This window comes from Persicobacter diffluens (assembly GCF_036244895.1).
Lineage (GTDB): Bacteria > Bacteroidota > Bacteroidia > Cytophagales > Cyclobacteriaceae > Persicobacter > Persicobacter diffluens.
On record NZ_BQKE01000003.1, the window covers coordinates 374,368 to 400,789 of the forward strand.

General features: G+C 41.6%; 14 protein-coding genes. 9 read left to right on the forward strand and 5 right to left on the reverse strand.

Annotated elements, in window-relative coordinates:
* Nucleotides 1-609: 609 nt before the first annotated feature.
* Nucleotides 610-888 (forward strand): hypothetical protein, encoded by a 279-nt coding sequence (locus AAA970_RS20975; RefSeq protein WP_338238843.1) that lies wholly within the window; start codon nt 610-612, stop codon nt 886-888.
* 14 nt (nt 889-902) lie between these two features.
* Here the strand turns inward: AAA970_RS20975 and AAA970_RS20980 are convergent, their stop codons facing one another.
* Nucleotides 903-1,679: an ABC transporter substrate-binding protein gene (locus AAA970_RS20980; protein WP_338238845.1), complete on the reverse strand. Its 777-nt coding sequence runs from the start codon at nt 1,677-1,679 to the stop codon at nt 903-905.
* A 91-nt stretch (nt 1,680-1,770) separates the two neighbouring features.
* Here AAA970_RS20980 and AAA970_RS20985 point away from each other — a divergent pair, with 91 nt between their 5' ends.
* The 4 genes from AAA970_RS20985 to AAA970_RS21000 all read left to right on the forward strand — a co-directional run bounded on the left by AAA970_RS20985 (nt 1,771) and on the right by AAA970_RS21000 (nt 7,366).
* The gene (locus tag AAA970_RS20985; protein ID WP_338238846.1) at nt 1,771-2,481 is read left to right on the forward strand and encodes an HAD family hydrolase; all 711 of its coding nucleotides are present in this window, start codon (nt 1,771-1,773) and stop codon (nt 2,479-2,481) included.
* 252 nt (nt 2,482-2,733) lie between these two features.
* Nucleotides 2,734-4,167 (forward strand): MBL fold metallo-hydrolase, encoded by a 1,434-nt coding sequence (locus tag AAA970_RS20990; protein WP_338238847.1) that lies wholly within the window; start codon nt 2,734-2,736, stop codon nt 4,165-4,167.
* A gap of 224 nt (nt 4,168-4,391) precedes the next feature.
* Nucleotides 4,392-5,159 (forward strand): helicase associated domain-containing protein, encoded by a 768-nt coding sequence (locus tag AAA970_RS20995; RefSeq protein WP_338238848.1) that lies wholly within the window; start codon nt 4,392-4,394, stop codon nt 5,157-5,159.
* Nucleotides 5,160-6,736: 1,577 nt separating this feature from the next.
* Nucleotides 6,737-7,366: a TetR/AcrR family transcriptional regulator gene (locus AAA970_RS21000; protein ID WP_338238849.1), complete on the forward strand. Its 630-nt coding sequence runs from the start codon at nt 6,737-6,739 to the stop codon at nt 7,364-7,366.
* 951 nt (nt 7,367-8,317) lie between these two features.
* Here AAA970_RS21000 and AAA970_RS21005 read toward each other — a convergent pair.
* The 3 genes from AAA970_RS21005 to AAA970_RS21015 all read right to left on the reverse strand — a co-directional run bounded on the left by AAA970_RS21005 (nt 8,318) and on the right by AAA970_RS21015 (nt 13,101).
* Nucleotides 8,318-10,033 carry an amidohydrolase gene (locus AAA970_RS21005; RefSeq protein ID WP_338238850.1) on the reverse strand — a complete coding sequence of 572 codons (1,716 nt, stop codon included), beginning with the start codon at nt 10,031-10,033 and terminating at the stop codon, nt 8,318-8,320.
* 97 nt (nt 10,034-10,130) lie between these two features.
* Nucleotides 10,131-11,513 (reverse strand): DUF5723 family protein, encoded by a 1,383-nt coding sequence (locus tag AAA970_RS21010; RefSeq protein WP_338238851.1) that lies wholly within the window; start codon nt 11,511-11,513, stop codon nt 10,131-10,133.
* 10 nt (nt 11,514-11,523) lie between these two features.
* Nucleotides 11,524-13,101, reverse strand: coding sequence for a hypothetical protein (locus AAA970_RS21015; RefSeq protein ID WP_338238852.1), 1,578 nt, complete (start codon nt 13,099-13,101; stop codon nt 11,524-11,526).
* An 886-nt stretch (nt 13,102-13,987) separates the two neighbouring features.
* Here AAA970_RS21015 and AAA970_RS21020 point away from each other — a divergent pair.
* The 4 genes from AAA970_RS21020 to AAA970_RS21035 all read left to right on the forward strand — a co-directional run bounded on the left by AAA970_RS21020 (nt 13,988) and on the right by AAA970_RS21035 (nt 22,237).
* On the forward strand, nt 13,988-15,340 hold the full coding sequence (locus tag AAA970_RS21020; RefSeq protein WP_338238853.1) for a porin: 1,353 nt from the start codon (nt 13,988-13,990) through the stop codon (nt 15,338-15,340).
* A 726-nt stretch (nt 15,341-16,066) separates the two neighbouring features.
* The gene (gene acs, locus AAA970_RS21025; RefSeq protein ID WP_338238854.1) at nt 16,067-17,989 is read left to right on the forward strand and encodes an acetate--CoA ligase; all 1,923 of its coding nucleotides are present in this window, start codon (nt 16,067-16,069) and stop codon (nt 17,987-17,989) included.
* 777 nt (nt 17,990-18,766) lie between these two features.
* Complete coding sequence (locus AAA970_RS21030; protein ID WP_084792973.1) at nt 18,767-20,104, forward strand: ATP-dependent 6-phosphofructokinase; 1,338 nt, start codon at nt 18,767-18,769, stop codon at nt 20,102-20,104.
* A 390-nt stretch (nt 20,105-20,494) separates the two neighbouring features.
* A complete protein-coding gene (locus AAA970_RS21035) occupies nt 20,495-22,237 on the forward strand; it encodes an amidohydrolase (protein WP_338238855.1) in 1,743 nt (580 codons plus the stop codon).
* A 327-nt stretch (nt 22,238-22,564) separates the two neighbouring features.
* Here AAA970_RS21035 and AAA970_RS21040 read toward each other — a convergent pair whose 3' ends face one another.
* Nucleotides 22,565-25,951, reverse strand: coding sequence for a glycoside hydrolase family 9 protein (locus tag AAA970_RS21040; protein WP_338238856.1), 3,387 nt, complete (start codon nt 25,949-25,951; stop codon nt 22,565-22,567).
* Nucleotides 25,952-26,422 lie beyond the last annotated feature (471 nt).

Sequence of the window (26,422 nt, forward strand, 5' to 3'; positions counted from 1 at the left end):
AGCCGGAATAATCCGGTCTAAATAGGGATGTTCTATTAAAATAGGCTCCTATCGCATTTCCTTTTTTTAGGGAGGATCGAGGTGTTTGTAAACTGACGGTTTATAATCCTTCTCCGCTATTAGAAAAAAAATTAGAAGCCGATATTTCCATAATATTTCGGTAACGCATTCTTCCGGACGATCAAATTTATCGGGACTAACCTCAAAAAGGTAGTCCCTTTTATTTTTTAGAAAATGCCAAATGCTATTTATGATGTAATTTAAGTTTTATTTTTTTGATTTATTTTGTTAGTAATTGATCTAAATATGGATCCTTATTGCTATGCTTTTCTATATAATTGATTGTATATTAATTTTTTAAGTTTGTACTATTCCTCCTGGATTAAAAAGTCCACACGTTTTTTTTCTTCAATTATTTATTTTAGCCAACGTATGTTTTGCTCTTTTATTCCTTAATCAAAAATGGAGGCATTATTACATTTTCAAATTCCTCCAATTATCTTGGTGCAGTATTTTTGAAATAAAAAATTGGTGAAGCTCGCCTAACTTTAATTGGATGCAGCATGTTGCCATTTAAAATTGATTTGTAAAGGTTAACACATAAAAGAAATGAGTAAAGAAAACACGGTTCCATCTCTTAAGGAAATGAGAGATGTGGTTGAGGCTTATGAAGCTATGATCAATAAGCTGCCCGATTTGATTGCCTCTCTTCCCATTAAACAGACTGATATTGTCAGTGGATTAGGGATTAGCTATCAGTCCTACAATAAGAAGATGAAAGCGGTTGATCGTATGAATCACGCTGAAATCATGAAAATTCTGGAAGTAGTAGAAGATGAAATTCAAAATAGAATTGAGTTTATGAACGGACTACTCGAGAAAGAGTAATTCTTTTCTTATTCCTATTTGCTGGCCAGCTTCTCCATGCATCTGAAAGCATGGGGAATTCTATGGCCTGGCCAGGAGAAATCTTCCCCACTTACGAGTACCACCGGCTTCGCTAAGGCTTTTTCTAAATTGCGGCGGTGTTTTTCCTTAAACGGAAAGGGCTCTGTTGATAGCAAAATGATATCCGCCTGGGCTAATTGATGGCTCGAAATTTCCGGGTATCGACTGTCAGATTCACTAAAAACCATATGTGGTAAACCACCCTGTGCCAGCAGGTCAAAAATATAGGTATCTTTTCCTACAGTCATGTAAGGTTCTTGCCAGATTAAATAAAGGACTTTCATGCTCCCCTGAGTTTTGGGTGTTGAGTTTGACTTAATGCTGCCCAATAATTGTTTTCCCGCTTTTTTTACGCCTAATATTTCAGCCAGCCAGGCAATAGATTCCAGGCTTTGCTCCAGCGATTCATAATCGGTAAGCAGAATAGGAATTTTTCCTTTTAAAAATTCAATATCTTCTTTTAAATTTTCTTCCTTATTCGCAATCAGAACGACATCTTTTTGCTGTAGTATCTTTTCCCTCCAAAGATTTTTTGTGCCCCCAAAGGTGGGGATGGGCTCCACCTGCTCTCTGGGTTCAATACAAAATTTGGTTCGTCCGACAATTTTATCACCTAAGCCGAGATCAAAAAGTAATTCTGTGATAGAGGGCACCACAGAGAGGATATCTTTTGGAAGGGAGGCAAGGGTATTATATTCTTTGGTCGGAAAGAAGATATTTTCAACTGGCATAAAGTAAAAAAATGAGATTTTGTTCGTATATAACGTAATTCCCTCGTAATATAAAGTTTATTTGAAAAACTATCCCTAGCAAAAGAGAATTATGGATTATCAAAATATTCGTGTAGTAGCCTTTGATGCAGATGATACGCTGTGGATAAATGAAACAATTTTTAATGCCACTCAGGAGAAGTTTGCCGGACTCCTGGAGCAATATGTTCCGCGGGAACTATTAATGCAGCATTTATATAAAACAGAAGTTCGTAACCTGGAGTACTTTGGCTACGGCATAAAGGGCTTTATCCTGTCCATGATTGAAACCGCCGTAGAATTGACGGAAGGTTTAATTAAGGGAGGGGACATTCAGATGATCATTGACTGGGGCAGAGATATGATCGCCCATCCGGTGGAGCTATTGCCTACCATAAGAGAGACCCTTCAAAAATTGCACGGTCAATATGAATTGGTACTTATTACCAAAGGGGACCTAATGGATCAGGAAAGTAAATTGGCACGATCCGGATTGGCGGATTTTTTCAAGCATATTGAAATTGTTTCGGATAAGTCCTCAGTCCAATATCAAGAAATATTGCAAAAATATGATTACCGTCCGGAGGAATTTCTGATGGTGGGCAACTCTTTGAAGTCTGATATCATGCCCGTTTTGGAAATTGGAGCAGAGGCGGTTTATATCCCATTTGAGTCTACCTGGGAACATGAAAAAATTGATTTAACGCCAGATCAAAAGTCTCGTTTTGAATCTTTAGAAAATATGGCGCAGCTTGCAGAGCAACTTTCCGGCTTAAAAGGATAATGGACTGATGGTCGGGCGGATGAGTGCTTTATTCTTTCATTATTCTCAAATATAAATCAATCAGCGTTTCGACACCTCAGAAAATTTGCCTACTTTTGGATAACAGCAATTTGCAGGTTGAACAGTGGAAATGCGGGTACGCTTAGTTTCGTACCCGTTTTTTTTGTTTTGAGCTGAGTGACAAATGTTACGGTTTGATTGTTTGGAATTTTCTTTCTTGAATGTGAAATTCAACTACAACAACAAACCATAATGATGAAACCCATTGAGATTAACAGTGATGCAGTCAGCGTAAAGCAGCTCTACACTAATTGTCTGGCAGAAGCCACTTATTTTCTTCACTCCAATGGAGAAGCAGCCGTAATTGATCCCCTTCGAGATGTGGATGAATATCTCAAAATGGCAGCGGAAACCCAGAGCCAGATCAAATATATTTTCGAAACCCATTTCCATGCGGATTTCGTGTCCGGCCATGTAGAATTGGCCAGAAGAACGGGTGCGAAAATTATTTATGGTCCCGGTGCCGAAACCGGTTTTGATGCTCATATAGGGCAGGATGGGGAAAAGTTTGTTTTGGGAGAAGTTACTTTGGAATTGTTACATACTCCCGGGCATACGCCTGAATCCAGTACTTATCTTTTAAAAAATGCCCAGGGTGCACCAATGGCGATCTTTACTGGGGATACACTTTTCCTTGGAGACGTCGGGCGGCCGGACCTTACCGTTCGATCGGACCTTTCGATGGAGCAGTTGGCAGGTATGCTTTTTGATTCCTTGAGAAACAAAATCATGCAGCTGCCTGATGAAGTGGTGGTATATCCGGGACATGGAGCGGGCTCTTCCTGTGGGAAAAATATGAGTAAGGAAACAGTCGATACGCTTGGTGCTCAAAAGGCGACTAATTATGCGCTAAGAGCTGATATGACTAAGGAGGAATTTATTAAGGAAGTGACCACCGGTATAGCACCTCCCCCACAATACTTCCCTAAAAATGCCCTGTTAAATAAATCAGGCTATGCGAACCTTGCAGAGGTGGAAGATAAAAGCCTCAAAGCACTTTCGGTGGCGGAATTCAAAAGTTATGCATTGAAGCCAAACACGCTGATTTTAGATGTACGTTCTGCAGCAGAATTTGCTCAGGGACATATTGAAAATTCCGTATTTATTGGGCTGGATGGACAGTTTGCCATGTGGGTTGGCGCCCTGATTGAAGATTTGGCTCAACCGATTCTGCTGATTGCACCAAAAGGCAGAGAGAAGGAGGCCGTTACACGAATGGCGAGGGTTGGTTATGAAGGGGTAATTGGATATTTAGAAGGTGGACTTGAAAATTGGATTAAAAATAAAGAAGCCTTAGCATCTATACGAAGCATTTCGGCAACGCAATTTTCCGAAGAAATGGCTGAAGGAATAATTTTAGATGTCAGAAAAGAAGGGGAATTCGCCAAACAACATATTCCCCAGGCACAACATCATGCCCTTGACTTTATTCAGGACTGGAAGAGTAAACTGGACAAGGCCCAACCTTACTTTGTACATTGTGCCGGAGGGTATCGTTCTATGATTGCTACCTCCATATTGAAGAGGGAAGGCTATAGCCATCTGACTGATATTCAAGGTGGATTTAAAGCGATTAGTGAGACGAGTATTCCTTTAACGGATGCCGTTTGTCCAAGTACTTTATAGCAGAAAACGAAAAGGCAGGAATGTGTATTTGGGACATGTTTTCTGCCTTTTCTGCAATCAAATAACCAAATTATCCTTAAAATTATCCCCGCTTTGCGCTTTTGAATTTGATTTCGTGTAATATTATCCTAAATTGACACCCAATTAGAAAGAAGTGTCAAATTTATCGACTGAAGAATTTCTAATGGTATGTAATGTGTTTGCTTAAATAGAATTAATCGTTGATGGACAAGATATCAAAAGCTTCAAATCATCAGTATTGGGATGCCAAATGGATGGAGCGATATAATGAACTCAAGGATTTCTACGATGAGAATGGTCATTCAAGGGTCCCACACGGAGATGCTAAATATGCCAAATTGTATCTATGGTGTAAAAACCAAAGGAGATTTGCCCGGACCCGTAAAGTATTTTCAGATGAAAAAAAGGAATTACTTGAAAGTGTAGAATTCGATTGGGGTTATCGCACCAAAGACAAGTTTGAGGAAAATATGGAGAAGTTGCTAGAGTACAAAGATAAGTACGGCACCACTCATGTGTCTCAAACGTTATGGCCTCGTGGTTCTGATTTGTATAAATTGAGCCGTTTTGTAAATGAGCAAAGAAGGTTATATAAAGAAAACAGAATCCCTTTAGAGCGCATAAAGCGGTTAGAAGACATTGGATTTTCCTGGAATGTACTCGAGGACTATTGGGAGAAAATGTTCTTGAAAATGAAACGTTTTCATAAGAAAAATGGACATTTCAACGTTCCTACCTCTGATAAGAAATTGTACGCCTGGATGTATAATCAAATTAAACGCACCAGAACCCCACTGCAACTTCAGGCATTGGAAAGCATTGGATTCCCTTTTGAATTAAAGCGGGAAAGAACCAAAAATGCCATCAATGCCATGGATGAGATTGATATCAAAAAGCAGGTACAGAGTTTTAAAAAAGGGAAAAGTGAAGCAGAAGACAGGAAAAAGGTAGCAGAGAAAACCAATATTTAAGGAGGTAGTGGTCTTTAGTTTCCTATTCCATTTTTTGTGGAAAGATAATTTCTCAGACTTAACCTAAAAAAATATTTTCCTTTCTTTTGAAGGAGGGAAGGGCATTTAAACCCATTGTTGTATTTTTCGACAATGGGTTTTTATATGGTGCTCATCGGCTGACGATTAAGACGAATTTAAGCCGAATTATTCGCCGATAAATTCACTAAATAGACACAGGTAGGTTGTAATGAGGTAAATACGAGTGCTTGTCTTAGGCAAAAAATATCCCCAATTAGGGCATGCTTGCTTTCTCCTCATTCATCTGCTTCGTTGGAAAAAACTAGCAATAGGAAAAATTCCTTCATTTTGTCCACCTTGCAGCTAAAGGAGGAGTAAAGCATGAATAATCCGGGTTAAGCATTAATTTTCGGTTTAAGAAGTCAAGGCTAAAAAACTGATTTTTGAGGGTGTTTTAAAGCACACCATCCGACTTCAAATTCGAATTATTGTAAGCGATTTTGGATAATATCTCAACAATAGCGCTGCTATGCGCTCAAAATAATCGGGTATCGCTTCTACCATATTTCAATTTTTCGTTACGAATTTTCGCTTTTAAAGACGCGCTAAGAAATTAAGGCAAAAACAAATTGTTTGCTCGAGAAATTCACCCCTAGATTTAGAGATTAACCATAATTGAATTACTATCAATTCCTTACGATTTTGTTCACTAAGTTTTTTATAGCCCAAATTTAGGTAAGCTACCTTCACTTCATTCATCACCTTTGTTGGAAAAAATGTAGAACAATGCGGCTCATTCTTTCCGGCTTGCAGCTAAAAGAGGTTTTGGGAATGATTAAGCCGGATTAATGCTGGTGGGCTAAATCAGGTGAGTGGGGGGCAGGGCTTGGTGGTAAATAAACCAATCGCTTGATCCTTAGAGATGGGTATTTTGATTTTAGTAGTCGGAGAGGGCTGTTTTCGATGAGGAGAGCGTAATCAGTATTCCTGATAAAGGCTTGAGTAGCTTAGGAATTTTTTCAGGACTCCATCCCATATGGAGAAAACTAATCCTATTCCCCTTTTAATAGTACGTGCCTGGCATCGGGCTCAGGCTTATTAAAGTGTTCCTGGATAGGGGAGCCAAGTGTCTACTTTTTGGCCTATTTATGCCTTTTGTTATAAATTTAGAAGTTTTTATATTAAATATTGAGTATTATATACCTGTTTTCTAATTGGGATATAAGTCAAATACTATTTTAATCCTTAACGTCAGAGAAATATCCAGATTAGAATCTCAATAAAATTAAATAAATTTATTTTCTGTTAATGCTATAAAAATTTTAAAAAATAGCCATAGATTAACCTCAGCGCATACTATTCAATCGAATGAATTAATCCGTAAAATTAAATATCATTTTGGCGCATTTTAATGTTTGGTTTTTATACATGATTAATTGAAATTTGTATTAATCTATTGATTATCAACCACTGTTTTAATAATCACAGATACTTTTTAATGAGCCCAAACCAGGCTCGATACTCGGCATTTCAGCCCTTTAAAAAGGCGGGAGTCGGGTTGTCAAAAATCAGACCCTATGATTAATACCAAGAAATTAAACATTTTAAAACACGCGATTGCTGTTATTGCGCAAAGAGGATTCGATGGGGCCTCTACTCGTGAGATTGCCAGAGCTGCCGGCGTAAGTCAGGGTATGCTGAACTATTATTTTGGTTCCAAGGAACGTATCCTGGAGGAAGCTATTGCCATTTACCAACACCATGTACAGGATATTTTCAAAGAAATTGAAAAGGGAAAATTAAGCCCTGAAGATCAATTAAGAGAAGTTTGTTTCCGATTAATTGACTTAGGAATGGAGAATGCAGATTTGCTTAAACTTGTAAAGATTGAGCAATTTTTGGGCGTTCGTGAAGAATTGTATACCAAAGCTACGGTGACCTCCGACATGGTATTAAAAGAACTTAATTCTATTGTGAATCAGGGGATACAACAGGAGGTTTTCAAACCAAGAGTTGAGCCTACCATTTTTGTCCCCTCTCTTTACAGTATGGTGATGATGTACATTCTATCAGAAGAGCAGATTTATACTTTTTTTAAGAGAAAAAGTCAAAAACCGATACAGGTGAATAAGTTCAAAGATTTTATTTCTAAAATGTTGAAAGAAAATCTACTACCGATTACACAAGGAGAATTGTCATTAGTCTAAGCCATTTTATTTTCCGGTAGATTGCTTTAAAATTGAGCCGGTAGCGTGAGTTTTTTAGTTCAGAGCATGTGTAGCACCAATATTTCAGAATAAAAACTGGAATAATCGATATTGATGGGGGAGAGGGTTTATGAATAGCGATTTATTTATTGTTACCCTCTCGTAACACTGTCACCATAATGCTGTTTCGATTATAATATTGACAAGTAAACATGCTCAGAACGAACTCCCGGATTATGCCATCCCAGCCGCTGTTAACCTGGATTATTCCCCCTCAGAATTAGGTAGTCGCCCTAAAACGCCAAAATCAGGATGTTTTAGTATTTTTAGGGATCTTTTATCGTCCAAATTTTGCGGAGCTTGCTTTTTCCTCATTCATCCGCTTATTTTGAAAATCTCGGAATAGGAAACAAAGCCTACTTTTTTCAGCCTTGTAGTTCAAACAGGATTTAGTCCGAATTATTCACCGCAAGACTCCTTGCATCGTGCTAAAAGACGCATTAATAGGCTTAACCCGAATTTCACCGCCAAATTTATTAGCCAAGCATTAGTGACTTATTTTCAAGTCATTAAAACTTATTTTCTTTGAATTATTATCGCCCAAATTTGGGCAAGCTTACTTTCTCCTCATCTATCTGCATCGGTGGAAAAAACTTGAAATAGGAATCAGTTCTTTCATTTTTCAGTCTAGCAGTCAAAGGAGGATTTAAGCTTTCCTCTTTCATTTAAGAGCATGTTCAAAACCGCATCATCTAACTCAAACTCGAAATTATTGGAAGTGATTTTGGATAGTTGCTCCATATTCGTGATGCTAATCGCTCCAAATAATCGGGCTTTGCTTCTACAACACTTCAAATTTTCGCTACGAATTTTAGCTTTTTAAACACGCTCTTGAGGACCTGTTTTATAGAATGGTAGGCTATCCGTCCGTTGAAGGGTATCTGTTGTTACTCACTGTGTAACAGTGTTTTGATAGTAGATACTATCTCCAATTATGGTATACATTATTTTAGTATTTAAAATCTCTTGTTCAGGCACTTCCATAAGGTTTTGGTTGTAGATGGTGAAATCGGCGAGTTTTCCCTTTGCTATTTCTCCACTAATGGTTTCCTGGAATGCGGCAAATGCTGCGTTGGCAGTACTGGCCTCTAGTGCCTGTTGTCGACTAAGTTTTTCCCAGGCTTCATAGCCCCCCTCAGGAGTGCCTTTAAGGGTTTTTCGGGACACTGCAGCATAAAAGTTTTCTATAGGATTCAGGGGCTCCACCGGGGCGTCCGTCCCATTAATGATGATAGCTCCTGACTTCCAGAGCGTCTGCCAGGCGTAGCTTCCTTTTTCAATTCTTTCTTTACCTAATTTATCAATAGCCCAAGGTCTGTCGGAGGCAAAGTGAATGGTCTGGATGGAGGGGATAACGCCCATTTCCGCAAATCTATTCAAATCCTTAGGGTGAATGTGTTGGGCATGTTCTATTCTAAACCGATAGTTTTGAGGCTTCAGGTCACGTAACTGGAAAGCCTTTTGAAAATGATCCAGCATGGCCCGGTTGGCCTGATCACCAATTGCATGGGCGCAGACTTGAAAGCCATGGTTAAGTGCCCAGTTGATGCGTTGTCCCAGGGTGTCAGCCGGGGTTACCGCATGACCATGATGACAGCATTTTTGGTCCTCGTAAGGCGCTAAAAGCCAGGCGCCGGAAGAGCCCAGGGCACCATCAGTATACAATTTTATCGAGCGAATTTTTAAATGGTGAGAGGAATCCTCATAAATCCCTCTTTTTGCCCATTCCTCAAGTAAAGCAGCATCACTTCCATCCAGCATAACATATAAGCGAAGGGGAAGCTTTTGATTTTTTAAAGCCCTAAAATAAGTCTCCAGCGTTTTTTCCCCTGCTCCGGCATCATGTAAGCCGGTAATTCCATTTTCCAGGCAATGCTGAATGGCCCTTTGGAGGGTGCGGTCATTGGCTGAGGCATCATTTGTGGGAATCTTGCTTTCAATTAAGTTGCAGGCATTTTCATTCATAAGCCCCGTGGGTTCTCCTCTCCTGTTCAGCATTACCTCACCGCCATTTACCTGCAATTGCCCTTTTTGCTCTTTGATATTGGCATAAATGCCCGCCATTTCCATGGCCTTTTGATTGGCAATTCCGGCATGTCCGCTGGCATGTTTTAACCATACCGGATGATTTGGAGCCGCCTTGGTTAATTCATCATGGATGGGAAATCCATGGATCAATACCGGTAAGCTGTCCCATTTGTCCTGATGCCAACCCCTTCCTTGTATCCAGCTGCCCTCGGGCAATTGTTCCGCCTGTAGTCGTACTTTTTCTATGATGCTTTCCCAGGACTGATCCCGCAAAAGGTTGAGCTGTACCTGCTGCGTGCCGATGCCCATCAGGTGGGCATGTGCATCAATGAGGCCCGGAGTCATGGTTTTACCTTCTAAATTAAAAGCCTGAGTAGATGCTCCCACAAACTTTCGGGCCTGCTGTTCCTCTCCGGCGAATAATATTTTTCCTTTTTGAGTCACAACTGCTTCCACTTTCGGATGCTGTGGGTTGGCAGTATAGATGGCTCCATTGTAAAATATTCGATCTCCTTTTGGTTCGGAGGTGCAAGCCCACATTAGTGGGAGGAGGAATAAACTGAGGTATGTTTTCATCATAGGTTTGAATTTCAATGACTAAAATAATGGTCTTCGGGATAAAAAAAAAGGGAGCCTGATGACTCCCCCTTTTCCTTTATTTTTGGTATTTATTGGCTTACCAATTTTTTACTTTCATGTCTTTTCTTCCAAACTGAAAATTAATACCGGTAGCCAATGAGAAGTTTCTTGCGTTTTCTAATTTAAAAGCTGCCAGTAAATTATCGGAGGAAATATGCCATTGGACGGCGCCCATATTTAATCGTAAGCCAGCACCTACATTCGCATAAGTACCATTAACACCCGTCCAGTTCACCAGGGCAGATAAGCCAGCGCCTACATAAATATTGTAAAAGGCACTGAATCCGCTGAGCCAACGACCCTTATATACACTATTCATCCAGGTGCCTCCTACACGATGACGTTCAGCCAACTGGTAAGACCCTCCCAGAAACCACTGAGCAGGCAAAGCCGTGTGGAAGTTTTGGTTGCTTAAGGTATCGATTTGTAAAGTTTCCTCCAGCTCCCTTAAAACATCTTCATTCAAATTGATGGAAGCATGATCATGTTTGCCCGTTAAATTGATCAGTGGCTCCACATCTATTCCATCAAAGGCATAACTGCCGCCTTTTAGGCTAAGCTGACGCCCATTTTTGGTCCATTTAATTCCTCCCAAATCCAGGAGGGAGGCGCTTAAGGTGACTTTTTCCGTTAAACGATAAGTGGCGCCCAAATCTATCGCCATGCCGTAATTTCCTGTAAATGTGGGCACCTTATTGCCGTCTGGGTCCATAAAATCTACCACTCCTGCTGTTTGAAAATTCCCTCCTTCAGTGGTGAGGGTCGTGGAGTTGGACGTCAGGTCATTTTGAATGGTCAGGCTAACTTCGTTGGAGCTGGCATGCCCAATTCCCCAAAGGAATTTTGCTCTTCCTCCAATGGTTAATCGATCATCTATGTTCTTCGAATATCCCAATGCTGCCTGTCCAAAAGCGGTGGTGGCGGTACTTAAGGCACTCGTAAAACTTTTGGAAGAAAGTCCATTAGCCAGATCTTCCTCGCTAAAGCCATTTCCGTTGACGGCCAGGGAGAGTAAGCCATTGGAAACTTCCTGCTCTGTGAAGGCACGGGCATCAATAGCAAAGGTGAAATAACTTTTTTTATTGGAAACGCCCACAAAAAGGAGGTTGTAATTGGTAAAAATCCGGTTGTAATAGGTATCCGGAGCATTTTCAAGAAATTTTTCCGGCTTTAAGGTCAGGGTATTATTTTGCTCATCCAGGCTAAACATCTCATTGGCAGACATTCCGATTCTTCCCTGTGCTGAAAAATTTCCGAGAAGTAAACCAACAGTAACTTTTGCATCGCTGATATAGGCGGGATTTAAATTGTAACCCACCACATTCGCATGGGGATCCAACTGATAGAGGGTTTGCATATACTGCGCCATACCTTGATAGCCAGTGATGATCAACAGGAGGGTGGTAAATAGGCTTTTCATAGGTTCAGAATTAAAAATCAAGGGATTTAATGTTGGCATTTATTCCGAAATTTAGCCGGATGTGCTGATCAGCACGAAAAGTCACCATTCCCTCAGGGCTATCGAAATACAGGTAGATATGCAGCTTTTCGGTATTGGAAAGCGCATGAAGAGTATTTTGGTCCAGGTCTGCGATGATATTGGTGTGTTCTTCCTCCTGGCCATGGCTCCCGGAGAGCGGAAAGCCTTCTGCCGGGAATAACTGGCCGATGAATTGATCCTGCTCATTGGCCATTATAATTTGCATTCGAAGGTCAGCGGGCAGGCTTGAGGCGCCATTCACAATTAATTGTGCACTTTTTACCATAGCCGTATCCACTTCCATTGGATTGATGTTGGTGGATTGGGTGAAAAGAAACTGGTCTAGCGTGAGGGTTAATGGCAGGGTGATTTCTAACGCTGTATGAATTCCCTGATCGGGTTTATAAAAATTGACGGGCTCGGGACTGGTATTATTATTGGCCTTAGAGATTACTTTTACCTCAAATTCCATTGCTGACGGAAAGCTGTTGACAAGTTCAGCCAGGTTGCTATTGGTATTATCAAAAGTACGGCTGGTGGTTACGGGCTGATCATCCCTCTTTTGAGGTCTGGCCACTTCAAAATCCGTGGCACCGGTTAGGTACACCGATTGCTGCCCACTTTGACCATTGACCTGAAGCGAAGTATTGAAGGTGGCTCCGAAACCATTTTCTATCGTAAATGATAAGGTAGGATTATGAATTGCGATCTGCCCTGGCTCGAATTTGTCCAGAAAAGCTAAACGAATAGGCCCGCTACTAAAGTTTCTTTCTTCCTCCCCGATATAGCCCTCAATCCATTCTGGTTCAATATCGCCTAAGGCCAATATGATGTCCATCGGGGTGTTGAATTGGATAATATCGATATTAGCAGCATCTTTCAGGTATACATCAATGTCTACCCTGATGGTGTTAGTGCCTTCCGGCGAGCTCATCGTGAGGCTGTGGGCGGATAAATCATCTGTTATCTGTGGTTTGGAATCTGCTAAGTCTACCGCGAAAAATTTTGGCTGATCACTTTCATCCAACATTTTTGGAAAGGTGACCTCGGCCCGGAAATTCGATCGATCAGGGTGCTCAAAACTCATGGTGAGCAGGGCTTCCACAAACGCAATTTGGGTGAGTGTAGTACCCTCCATGCGGTCAAAGGTGAAGTAGAATGTTTTGCGGGCAATGAGTTGCTCTTGATTGTTGCGTTGATTGCTGGGCAATGATCGGTAAAGGGTAATGTCCTCTTCCCATTTTTGATTGTCCAGGCCCAATAAATCATCCAAAACAAAGGGTTCATTTTTATGGGAATACACAATGGATAATTCGCCATTTTCACCAGTACGCAATTCTACTGCGTCATCATCAATAAGGGTGGTCATCAAATCGGCAATAGAATAAGACGCCTCACCGATTGGACTGTAGACATTGGTCATTTGGTCGGTGTCCACCTGGAGCTGGTCCACATTGAGCCAGGCAGACTTACAGGCCGAAAAAATGCATAGTGCCATTAGGCCTATAACACTAAAATTTTTATTCATATAGGAGTCAGGTTAATGTGGAGTCTGTTTCGCGCGGGTTTAAAATCGCAGCCTTCGAAGCAAATTTGATTTATTTTTGAAAAGAAATCCTGTATCTCTTCCCTGATCCTCAAATTTGAACCCCTCATGATGGCTTTCTACATACTCCAAGTATCTTTATTTTGTCCCAAAGTTATTAAAAGAAAATTAACAAAATGCCGGCGTGCAATGATCAGGAAGTAATATATCAGAAACTTATTCGCATTTCTCCCTCCGGAATTTCCTCATCTTGCATTAAAATGGGGGGCTTTCCTTTAAAAAAAACCCAATTAAAGCTCCCCTTCTGATAGGGTTTTTATTCGAATTATACATGCTTGCCTCGATTAGCTGCAAGGCGGGAAAATTGAAGAAATAGTCCCCTATTTTGAATTTTTTCCAACAAAGCAGCTGAATGAGGAGAAAGTAAGTTTACCCAATTTTGGCCTATCAAAACAATAAAACATCAACTGGAATCCCTTGATAATGAAAGGTAAGTGGTGGCTCAATAAATTCAGCGGTGAATAATTTGGCTTAAAATCCCATAGGCCGATGGGGCCACCCATAATATTTTTGGAGGTCAGTCATTCCTATCAATAGCTCCATAAGTTGCTCCATTATTTCCATTTTATCGAATGGCATTATATCGGCAGCACACCCCCAATTTTTTCACCAAAGTCCTTACGATATAAAAGTGGTTTATTTTGAATGGAGAAGGCGTAAGATATTATGGAGCTTTGAAAGGATTTTCCTCCAGATGAGGAGAAATTTCTCATCAAGTATTAATGTAAATGCCTTTAAAATATTCCGAATTAAGAAATATGGGTGTATTTTTGCGCCCGTTAAATTTTTTACCTTTAAGTATTTTTAAATGGGACATTTATTACCCTCTGCCATTGGAAGATGGTCTTTAGTATTGTTATTGATCGGAGGAATGAATGCTGCTGTATGGGCAGAAGGTCAGGGCAAGAAAGATAAAGGCCTGAAACGCGTGCAGGACGATATTTACCACCCTTTACAGTTAAATTTAGACGAAACTGGTGATGCCTATATTCGTTTTCTTTTGTGGACCCAGCTTTGGGGAGTTGCAGATCAAAATGAAGAAGGAAGCACACAGTTTTCCCCTTCGGTCCGAAGGGCACGTATGATGGCCTATGCTCAGGTATCGGATCGCTTCCTGATTGTGACCCATTTTGGTTTAAATAATTTAGGGCCGGATAATCTTTCGCCAACGGGCACGGCTAATGCCTCTCAAATGTTTCTACATGATGCCTGGGGGGAGTATAAAGTTTTTGATAACAATCAATACTCTTTTTACCTGGGCGGTGGATTGCATTATTGGAATGGGCTTTCCCGTTTGTCTAATGCTTCAACCATTACTTTTTTGACTTTGGATGCCCAGAAGCCTTTCTTTATGTGGCCTTCCTTGGGTAATTCGGATCAATTTGGACGTCATATCGGTTTATATGCCAAAGGGAAATTGGGTAAATTTCATTACCGTATATCCACGAATGAGGCCATGGAGAATTCATTTGACGCCACAGGCATGGACATGCTGGATGGATCCGGTGCTTATGCTACCAAATATTTGTCCAACGGTAACCTGGGCCGAAAAGTGTATCAGGGTTATTTTACCTACCAGTTTCTGGATCAGGAATCGGATAAATTGCCTTTCTTGGCAGGAACTTATTTAGGGGCAAAAACGGTATTTAACATTGGGGCCGGATTTTTCTATCATAAGGACGGACTTATTTCTACCAAGGAAGGTATGGAGCCAAAATCGTTTGAGGAGCTTCGAAAGCTTTCTACTTCGGAACTAAAAGCGCAAACTGAGCTGACCAGCATTCAGCATTTTTCGGCGGATGTATTTTATGATGCGCCGGTAGGAGAAGGTGCCTTGACGGCCTATGCGGCCTATTATCATTATGATTATGGGGATCAATATCAGGGAAAATGGACCTCTACCGGAAGTGTTTATTATACGCAGTGGGGATATTTGCTTCCTAGATTTTCCGATCACGGCCGTCTTCAGCCTTATGTCGGCTATTCTCAGAATGATTTCAAGGTGGCTGATCAGAATGGACATCAATTAAATATTGGCGCCAACTGGTTGATTCTGTCTCATCATGCTAAGCTTTCACTGGAGTATTTGAATGACTTCAACAATTTGCTGCCCGGGGCTACCACACAGCAGATTCGTTTTCAAGCGCAGATTGCGCTTTAACATGTAGGAATGGAAATTTTGGATTTTGAGGATGTTAGGAATCCAATCAGGAATGCTAATTGAAATTTTTGGATTGGATTTGATAATAGCTTTTGTAAAGCGATGTTAAATAAGCCGGATTATGGCTGTTTGGATTCTCGTTTAGCGGCAAGGTGGGAAAAATGAGGGAATAGTTTTCTATTTGGAGTTTTTTCCAAGGAAGCTGGGAAGGAGCAAAAAGCAAGTATTCTCAAATTTGTGCTACTAAATAATCCATGTAAATAATTGCGTTGCGCCAATAATAAGCTTTTTGAAATAATCCAATAAATTTAGCGGAGCACAATCCGGTTAATGCAGAACCACCGGCCACACTGTAACTATCAATAGCATTGCCGCCTGAATTTCAAATTGAAATATGGGATCACATCTTGGCCTGCTTCTTATTAAGGCAAAAATAAAAAAGCCTGTACCATTCGTACAGGCTTTTTTTATGGAAACCGATGTCTTAGATTTTGATTGGGGTGCTCGGCTACTTGGAGGCTTTTAAATATTGGAAAATCGGGAATAAAAGTATAAATTATTGTAAAAGATCGATTTAAAGAAAGAATATTTAATATTAAGCCTTATTTAATAATGCTTTATTTCGTTTGATTTTTTCTAAAAATTCCTGAATTTATAATATAAGTAGGAAACTATTCCGACTTGCCTCGTCTAGCAAACACAAAACCCTAACCATAAACTATAACCATGAGCAGAATTAAAAACCTCGAAGATTATGCCGTAGACTATCGGAAAAGTGTAATGGACCCCGAAGCTTTTTGGGCTGCCCAGGCGGAGCGATTCGTCTGGAGGAAAAGATGGGAGGAAGTCCTGAATTATGATTTTTTAGACTATCAGGTGGAGTGGTTCAAAGGCGGGCAATTAAATATTACCGAAAATTGCCTTGACCGCCATTTACTACATCGGTCTGATAAAACGGCCATTCATTGGGTAGCTAACGATCCCCGTGATGAGGATCGGGTGTATACCTATAAACAATTGCATCAGGCAGTTTGTCAATTTTCCAATGTGTTAAAAAATAATGGCGTCCAAAAAGGAGACCGTGTTTGCCTTTATATGCCCATGGTGCCGGAATTGGCCATTGCAGTATTGGCATGCGCGCGTATTGGGGCCATTCACTCCGTGATTTTTGGAGGCTTTTCGGCACAGGCTTTGGCAGATAGAATTGCGGATGCTGGCGCGAAAGTATTGCTAACCGCCAATTTCGGTCCAAGAGGAAACAAGGTCATTCCCCTGAAAAGCATAGCTGATGAAGCCGTTGAAAAAGCCGGAGGCGTGGAGAAAGTCATTGTGTATCAGCGCACGACAGAGGAGGTAAACTGGGTACAGGGACGTGACTTGTGGTGGCATGAGGAATTAGAAAAGGTGGAGGTTGCCTGTGAAGCGGAAATTATGGATGCCGAAGATCCCCTTTTTATTTTATATACTTCCGGCTCTACCGGTAAGCCAAAAGGGGTCATGCACACCACCGGAGGCTATATGGTGTATACCGCCTACACTTTCCGCAATGTTTTTCAATATGAGGAAAATGATGTTTATTGGTGTACGGCAGATATTGGCTGGATTACCGGACATTCCTACATTGTCTATGGCCCCTTACTGGAGGGGGCTACTTCCGTGATGTTTGAGGGGATTCCCACTTATCCGGATGCCGGACGCTTCTGGCGAATAGTAGATCGTTTGAAGGTGAATATTTTCTACACCGCGCCCACAGCGATTAGAGCATTGATGGCTCAGGGGTTGGAGTATGTCGAATTATACAAGCTGGACAGCCTCAAAGTGTTGGGGACAGTGGGAGAACCGATCAATCGGGAAGCCTGGGAGTGGTACCATTTACATATTGGAAAGGGACGATGCCCCATTGTCGATACCTGGTGGCAAACCGAGACTGGCGGTATTATGATCAGTCCCATTGCCGGAGTATTGCCTACCAAGCCCACCTATGCCACATTACCTTTGCCGGGTATTCAGCCGGTATTGGTGGATGCGGAAGGTAATGAAATTGAAGGCAAAGGCGTAGAGGGAAATCTTTGTATAAAATACCCCTGGCCGTCCATGATCCGAACTACCTGGGGTGATCATGAGCGATGTAAAAACACTTATTTTTCGACTTTTAAGGGTTATTATTTTACCGGTGATGGTTGTCGCCGCGATGAGGACGGTTATTATAGAATTTTAGGCCGCGTTGACGACGTGATGAATGTTTCCGGCCACCGATTGGGTACGGCAGAGGTTGAAAATGCGATTAATATGTACCAGGGCGTGGTGGAAAGTGCTGTGGTCGGCTATCCACATGAGATCAAAGGGCAGGGCATTTATGCCTATGTGGTTTGTGACAGTTCCAAACTGGAAGTGAGCACGATCAGTGATTTGAAAACGGAAATCATGGCGACGGTAGTGGAAAAAATTGGTAAAATCGCCCGTCCGGACAAGGTACAGATAGTTCGTGGATTGCCTAAAACCCGCTCTGGTAAGATTATGAGGCGTATTTTAAGGAAAATTGCCGAAGGGCAAATGGATAATTTTGGGGATATTTCCACCCTACTGGATCCCTCAATTGTGGAGTCCATTAAGGAGGGAGCACAAAAAGATGAGCTAACCGAAAGCTGATATTTAACAAGAAAAATAGGGGGCTTCTGCTCCCTATTTTATTTTTTTCCTGGGGCTGTTTTCTTGGAAAATTCTAAAAATCGAAAACGATTGTGTAAACCGCCTTTAGCCCGCAAACAGTTTGATGATCAACATTTTTTAACTTATATCCGGAAAGCGCACAGGGGTTGTTTTCCCTTTAATTGGTGGCCAATGCAAGTCAATATTTATTTGGAAAATGGGTTGTTTTTCAATCTTATTACTCACATTAAGCCGGATTATTCCTGCTCCTATTCTCCCGTAGTTACCAGGCCAAAAAAAATGAAGGAAAAGCAGTCTAATTGGAGTTTTTCACAACAAAATAGAGGATGGAGGCGAAAGTTAGCTTAGCCCTATTTATACTATTAAAAAATCATCAAATCCATTCAAAATGTACTGATCATAAGAATTTTAACGCCACTTCCAGTATCCAGCGGCGATCATTCGGATTAAGGTGCTTAAGCTTTATCTGCTGCTTGCAATTTCAACAAAATTCGTTTATTTACTCCCAAAACTTACGTAGCATTTTGGGAAGAGTATTTCGGATTTTGTTTGGTTTATTTTAGAAAATGATCTTCGTAAAGTACTAAATGGCCTCTTTTTAATTTTTGTTTCATGAGAAAACTACCAAATATCATTTTTTTTGGCGCATAAAGTTTAAAAAAATAAGGAAGGTCATTACTTTTATAAATGTATTCGAATACCTTTGGGCTCGAAACATTTAGTATTGAAGGAATAAAGCAAACGGAAATAAAGGCAATGACAAATCAAGATTTCGAAGTAAAATCTTTAGGAGAGTGCTCGGTAACTTCTCCACTTTATAATGCCTATGCAAACACTCCAATGGTGGATGGGCTATTTGTAGATAACAACGATCGTATTCTTTATGATGCTACTTTGGAAAACTTCCAAAAGTGTCTGAAAGAAGGAATCGAGCCTATCACTTTTGAGAAAGCTGGTCCTCGCGAAAAAATCTTTTTCTCGCCAGCGAATACCAAAGCAGCCATTGTAACATGCGGTGGCTTGTGCCCAGGTATCAACAATGTAATTCGTTCGGTTGTCAACGGTTTATACTACCGTTACAATGTTAAAAATATTGTCGGAATCCCTTACGGTTATGAAGGTTTGATTCCGGAATTCGGTCACACTTGGGTAGATTTGAACCCTAATGTGGTGAAGGATATTCACTTGTTTGGGGGTTCTATTTTAGGATCTTCACGTGGACGTCAGAACATCGAGCGTATGGTGGATACTTTGGAGCGTAACAACATCAATATGTTGTTCACCATCGGTGGAGACGGAACGTTGTCAGGTAACCACGTTATTCAGGAAGAAATTGAGCGTCGCGGATTGAAAATCGCTACGGCGGGTATTCCTAAGACGATTGATAATGACGTTAATTTCATTCACAAGACTTTCGGATTTGAAACTGCATTTACCACTGCAGCGCCAATCATCCGTGATGCACACAATGAGGCTACTGGTGCTTTCAATGGTGTTGCTATTGTGAAATTGATGGGTCGTGATTCTGGATTCATCGCCGCTAATGCTGCTTTGGCTATGCCAGATGTAAACTTTGTATTGGTGCCAGAGAGCGAGTTTGATCTTTACGGACCAAACGGATTCCTGGAAGCATTGAAAGAGCGTTTACAGGTAGGGCGTCACGCAGTGGTAGTAGTAGCAGAAGGTGCAGGTCAGAACTTGTTCGACAGTGATGATTCAGTTGTGAAAGATGCATCAGGTAACGTGAAGCACAAAGATATTGGGGTATTGTTGAAAGATACTATCACCAAATTCTTTAAAGATCAGGAGTTTGAAGCAACGGTTAAATATATTGACCCTTCTTATATCATCCGTTCTGAGCAGGCCAATGCCTCTGATTCTATTTTCTGTTCTTCATTGGCTATGAACGCTGTTCATGGTGTGATGGCAGGAAAAACGGATTTCGTAGTAGGTCGTTGGAATACGCACTTCACTTATTTGCCGATTCCAACTGCAACGAGCTCACGTAAGAAAATTGACCTGAATGGTGAATTGTGGTGGTCTGTATTGGAAAATACGGGACAGCCTTACAGCATGAAAAACGATAAGAAATAAGTTTTTCTTATAAATAGATTTTAAAAGCGACTTTCGGGTCGCTTTTTTTTTGCCGTTTTTATTGAGCGACTGCTTTTAATCCGGAGTTTTCATGCTTGTATTCTCGTTTAGCTGTAAGGCGGAAAAAATGAAGGAATAGTTTCCTATTTCAAGTTTTTCCCAACGAAACAGATGAATGAGGAGAAAGCACCTTTTTCCAAATTGGGGCTATTATTAGTTTATATTGTATAACCTTATCAGGATGAGAATAAGCCATTTAAGGGGGGCTATATCCAGGGTTGAGTAATTCGGGCTAACAATTTAAGACAAGATTGATTATAACAGGGAAGAGGTAAGAATTTCCAATGATTTGAATTTTTCCTTTTCGGCTAGCCTAATTAATGCTCTTCCATGTTTTACCGGTTATGTTATTTTCTATTGTTATTTTTTTGCTTTTCCTGCCATAGTGGGCAACAGCAGGAATTGAAAGAAAAGGCTTATGAATCTCGCTTTAAAATTTTCCATGGTGGTGATATTCTAACCATGGACGGGGATATCGGTAAGCAGGTAGAAGCGGTAGTGGTGGAGGGAGACAGCATCATCTTTGTCGGGAGTATTCGTAAGGCCATGGAAAGATTTCCCGTTGCCGATGATTATAATTTGGAAGGAAAAACAATGATGCCCGGTTTTATCGAACCCGAACTACATCCCTTTTTGGGTGCTTTATGCTTGTCTATGCCCATTATTGCGCCCGAAGACTGGGAATTGCCCGACAGATTATGGACTGCCGCGCGGGATCCACAAGCATACCGAAAAAGATTGCAGCAGGAATTAAAACTGTTGAAACACCCTAAAGCCTTATTTTTTAGCTGGGGTTATCATCCGCTTTTTCATGGTCGACTAACCATTCATTCACTGGATTCTATTGCTAAGGGCCGCCCCATGGGTATTTGGCATCGATCTACCCAGGAATTTTTGTTGAACCAGGAAATGATGGACATATTAGGGACAAGTGCATCTGAATTAAAAAGCTTTCCCCGGGAGGTGCAGGATCAAGTGGATTTAGCGGCTGGTGTTTTTAAGGAAAAGGGCGCTTTAATTTATTTGTTACCCAAAATTTTTCCTATCCTGGCAGCGGACAATCGATTGAGGGCTGGCTTAGAACAATTGATCGAGCTATTGCATGCCAAAGGGATAACCACAATTTGCGAAACGGGATCCATGATTCGTCCCCAGAATGTCGCGGTCTATCTGGAAATTTTGGGGAGTGATGATAGCCCGTTAAATTCCTTTTTTATTCCCGGAAGTGGGACTTTTTATCATCAATATGGCGCTGCCATAATTGACAGCCTGGAGCTAAAGATTGAGCAATTTCCTGATCATCCTAAAATAAAAGTGCTTGAAAATCAAATCAGTATTCGGGGAGATGGTGCCTTTATTTCTGGTAATTTTGTCATGAAAAATCCCCGACTGCAAATGGCAAAGCCCATTTGGCTGCAAAAGCCGGAGGAGATAACAACTTTAATGGATATTTTCTGGGAAGAACCTTACCGAATTCATTATCATGCTGATGGGGATCAGGCCATCCACCTCGGCTTAGAGAAAGTAATGCAAAAACGTAAACAAATTCCCAGCGGTTTTCAGGCGTTTACGCTGGTCAATTTTACCTGCGCCGAATTTGAGGAGATCGAAACGGTTCGGGATTTGGGGGGGATGATTAATGCGAATCCCTATTTATTAACTGCCTTTGGGGAGACCTTTTCTAAGGCGGCTTTAGGAGTGGTCAGGAGTCATGCTATATGTCCCTTGGGGATGGTGGAAAAATTAGGCATCCCTTTTGGCTTGCATTCCGGTTTGCCTGTGGCTCCTGCAGATCCGCTTTTTTTGGCCTGGTGCAGTGCAAACAGGCAAAGCATGGAAGGAAATGTTTTACGACAGGATTTAGAGGTAAGTTTGGATGCCGCGCTGAAAGGAATCACCATTAATGCCGCAAAAGTGATTGGCCTGGAGGAGCGGTTGGGTTCTATCACCGTCGGGAAGGAAGCCAGTTTCACCATTCTGAATCAGAATCCCTATGTTGTCGGCAAAGAAAAGTTGAAGGATATTGAGGTAAGCGCAACGGTTTATAAAGGCAGGATCTTCCCTGTTAAGTAATAGGAGCTTGTTAAACCGGAATGATTCACCCTAAATTTAACAATTCACATTAATGGCTTATTTTCAGGCCAATAAGGTCGTTTTATTGATTTTTTAATAGCCCGAATTTGATAATTTTGCTTTCTATCTCTATATCTGCTTCGTTGTGAAAATTTGAAATAGGAAGAGTTCCATTATTATTTTTGCCTTGCAGCAAACCAGAATGGAAGTAGGTATCATCCGGTTTAAAATTCCAGTCTTATTTTGTTAAGTGAAAGTTTTTAAACACGCAAAAAAAAAAAAGGAGCTGCTCCCTAATTTGTCGCAGCTCCTTCAACATAGGAATTTTTACTGTTTAATCACTTTTAAGGTTTCCCCACTTCCATTTCCATAGTTAATTCTTAGTAGGTAAATGCCGGCAGGTAGTTTCGCTCCAAATTGTTGTCCTACCTGATTTTTAACCATTCGGCCGTCAATCGTAAAGAGCTGACTTTCTGCTTTTTCTTTTCCTGCAGGTAATTGTAAATAGAATTGGCTTTTAGTCGGATTAGGGAGAACGCGCGCTCCGCCAACGATTTCTGTTGCCAGTAATCTTTGGTTTTGTGCCTCACAATCCGGAGCGATGGCCTCATTGGAGAAGTAAAGGCTATAGGGGGCATTTTTCGCTACCATCACAAAATTCCCCTGATCCATGGCCACCCAATAATCCCCATCAAATCCGCTTATTCCACTTCCATCAAAGCTGATTTGAGGGGAGGCGGTATTCAGTGACCAGGAAGCCGAGCTTCTTAAATCAATATACCAGTCCGGATTTCCATCATTGGTATCAAAAGCCATTTGCCAGAGTCCGTTGTTTTCCAGCCCCCAATTGATGGAAAATTTCCTGACATTGGACAAATCCGGTCCCCCTTCTCCCAATACATGAGCATATTGATAATCAGTATGCCCGGTAGTAGGTAGTGGGGCATCCATCGGCGTACCGAAGGTACAGTCAAAGGCGGGTTTTTCACTGACTGCAATCATGATACTGTCCATGCTACTTTTTCCGGAAGCATTGGTCACGGTCAGAATAGTCCAATAATCGCCGATGGCCTCATAAATATGACTTACCAATGGCCCACTGGCTGATGTGCCATCACCAAAATCCCAGTCAAGGCTGATTTCACCACCTGCCGGATTATAGGATTGGCTTCCGTCAAAGTTGACAGATAGGGGAGCATATCCGGAAGTTTGATCCGCTGTGAATAATGCAATTGGGTGATCATCAAAAACGGTTATGGTTTCAGTCGCCTCGTCACTATACACGCCATCAGAGACGGTCAGCGTAATGGTGAATATTCCGGTTTGGTTATAAATATAATCCACCAACATGCCAGTGGCACTTTCTCCATTTCCTAAATCCCAGCTATAGGTTAATTCGTCATCATTGGGATCGGTGGAGGCGGAGGCATCCAGGCTTACCGCTAGTGGCGCTTCCCCGGTTAGTGGAGTGACGGTGAAACTGGCTACCGGAGGTTGGTTCGGGTCTTCCACTGTGATGGTGGCCTGACTTTGCTGGCTCAACCCGGACAAGTTGGTCACGGTAAGCATAGCCGAAAAAGTTCCAAAGGTCGTATAAGTATGTTCTGCTGTTACGCCACTTCCGGTATTGCCATCACCAAAATCCCAAATGAAAGAAAGCGGCTCGTTATTGGGGTCAGAAGAAGCGGAAGCATCAAAGTTGACAGTTAAGGGACCAAATCCCTTTTCTGGCGTAGCAGTAAAACTGGCCGTTGGAATGTTCCCTCCATCAGGCTCATTTCCGGCCAAAAGTGCACCGGTGCTGAAATCATAAATTGGGATATTCGGATTTTCGGCCAGGCTATTGGTCATCCCCTGATAGGAGAAATCATTGGTAGGATCCCAGGCCTCTGCCGGATAAGTGTCGGGTAAGGCGATTCGCATTTGTACTTCTTCCCGATATTCAGACTGGCCGCCCGGGAAAATTAGTACGTCTTCCTTAAATACAACTTCCACATAATACAAATGGCTTTCTTCATCCCAGGCTAGTAAATCACTGGCAGTCGCATTACTGGTATTGAAAGAAACGGTATAATCTGACAAGTCATAACCTAAATCAAAACCTTCCGACAAATCCACAAAATAGCGGAACATTAAGCGTGGAACACGGGCGGGCCAGGCGCTCCGGTTATTGCTCCAAATGGCTACTTCAGTAAATGTTTTGTTTTCACTGTTAATTTTAGCCTCATTCAAAAATTCTCCACTAGGGGTTTCCGCCACGGGAAAGTCAGAAAGTGGTTCGCCGCCATGACTTCCTTGTAATATGGCCAGGGCACCGGTGTATAAAGCATTATAGTCACAGGCAACCTCATTGGCAATATAATCCCCTCTATCATCCTCATAGTCAAAATCATCTGGCGATCCTGGCCCACCGACCAAAGCACCAATTAAAACGTGTCGTGACACTTCAGGGATGCTTTCGCTTCTGGACCAGGGGCCATGAGCGGTACGGTGGTGAGGATTCTTGGGTGAATTTTGGCCGTAGCCAATCATATAACTGCTGTTTCTTGGATTATCTCCCAGCGTGTAGTCTACAATGAATTTGGCCTGATCCCGATATTTTTGGGCTTTGGCTGCATTCTCCGATTCAATCACCCCGGCATAAACTTGCATCAGGTAGGCAGTGTTGGCCGCATACCTTAAGGACCCCCAGGTATCTAAATGTGGTAAACCGAAAGGAGTGAAGTTAGGTCCTTTGCTTGGGATAGGTTTGTCTTCAAACCACTGGTCCAGATGGCGTTCGGCATCTGTTTTATAAGTGGCTTCCCCGGTAATTTGGGCCATGAGCACATAGCAGCCATAGCCTTTATCATCCCAGGCCAAAGTCCAGCCAAAAGATTTTGAACCCTCCATGCCCAGTTCTTCATTCAGGAAGGCGTATTCCGTTTTGGCTTTTTCTAAATAAGCTTGTTCACCCGTGGCTTTGTATAACCAAATGGCTCCCCAAACCAACTCATCCTGATAGCCGCTCCAGGAATTGTAAAAGCTTCCGGCAGGAATTACATCAGAGTATTCACCACGGTATTGATCAGCAAAGTTATAAAGAGATTTGGCATGTTCAATGAGTAGGGCCGCATAAGCCGGATCTTCATTTTGGAACAAAATCGCCGTGGCCGCCAGGGCTGCGGCAGTCTCTCCGGCTAAATCACTTCCCGGGTTTTCAGCATCTACCTTGAAGCTTTCCCGGGGATAGCTTAATTCTACTACCTCGGCCGGTATCCAATAACTGTGATCCAAATTCCCATCTCCGACTTGCCCATACAGGACATTATCCTCCGGATGGCAATTGATAAAATAATCCGTGACATACCGAAGATTATTCAACAGGATGTCCCATTGGCCCGTGCTTTTATAGACCGATTCTGCTTCAATTCCACCCCAGGCCAAAGCAGTGACCGAAAAAGCCATCGGAAAATTGAATTTTACATGGTCGCCCGCATCATACCAGCCCTGAGATAAATCCAGGCCAACATCGCTTCCATCATTTTCAACAGAATTGCCCCTCCAGGATACCCGGTTAAATTCCGGTAGTTGCCCCGCTTGCTGGGCTTCATAGAATAATAATGATTTTTGAAGTGCCTCTCCATAATTGTGTTGAGCCCAGAGACTAATAGGCCATGCTGTCAGAAAAAAAATCAGACAGACCATCTTCCTTCTAAGTGTTGATGTTTTCATTATACTGCATCTTGTAAAAAAATGATTTAAAAACAGGCGCCTGACATCTCCGGAACGGAAGCTACTAATACTATAGGATGTATTTTCCGATCCTCAATGGTATATATAATTTTATAAAAGATTCGATAGGATTCAAATCCCTGATTTTGAGGAGTTAATTCCTCTTTGGAGCCAACCCACAGCATCTTTTGTATATTTTTTTTAGGTAGAACGCCTTTCCCTTTGTTTTTCATCGAGGATCTTTTTCTATTTTAAAAACATTTTTTAATGCTAAAAGCTATTGGAATAATATATCCTATTTACGCAATACCCGATGGCTATTCCTGCATTGTTGCGTAATTCGATTCCTTTTAAACGGTGTTAATTTAACATAATGCAAACAAGCGTTAGGCCTTGCTGAGGAGATGAATTACATTTTCAGGTGCAGAAAATAAATTTTCTTCGTAAGATGCATCAAAATTTAATTTGAAT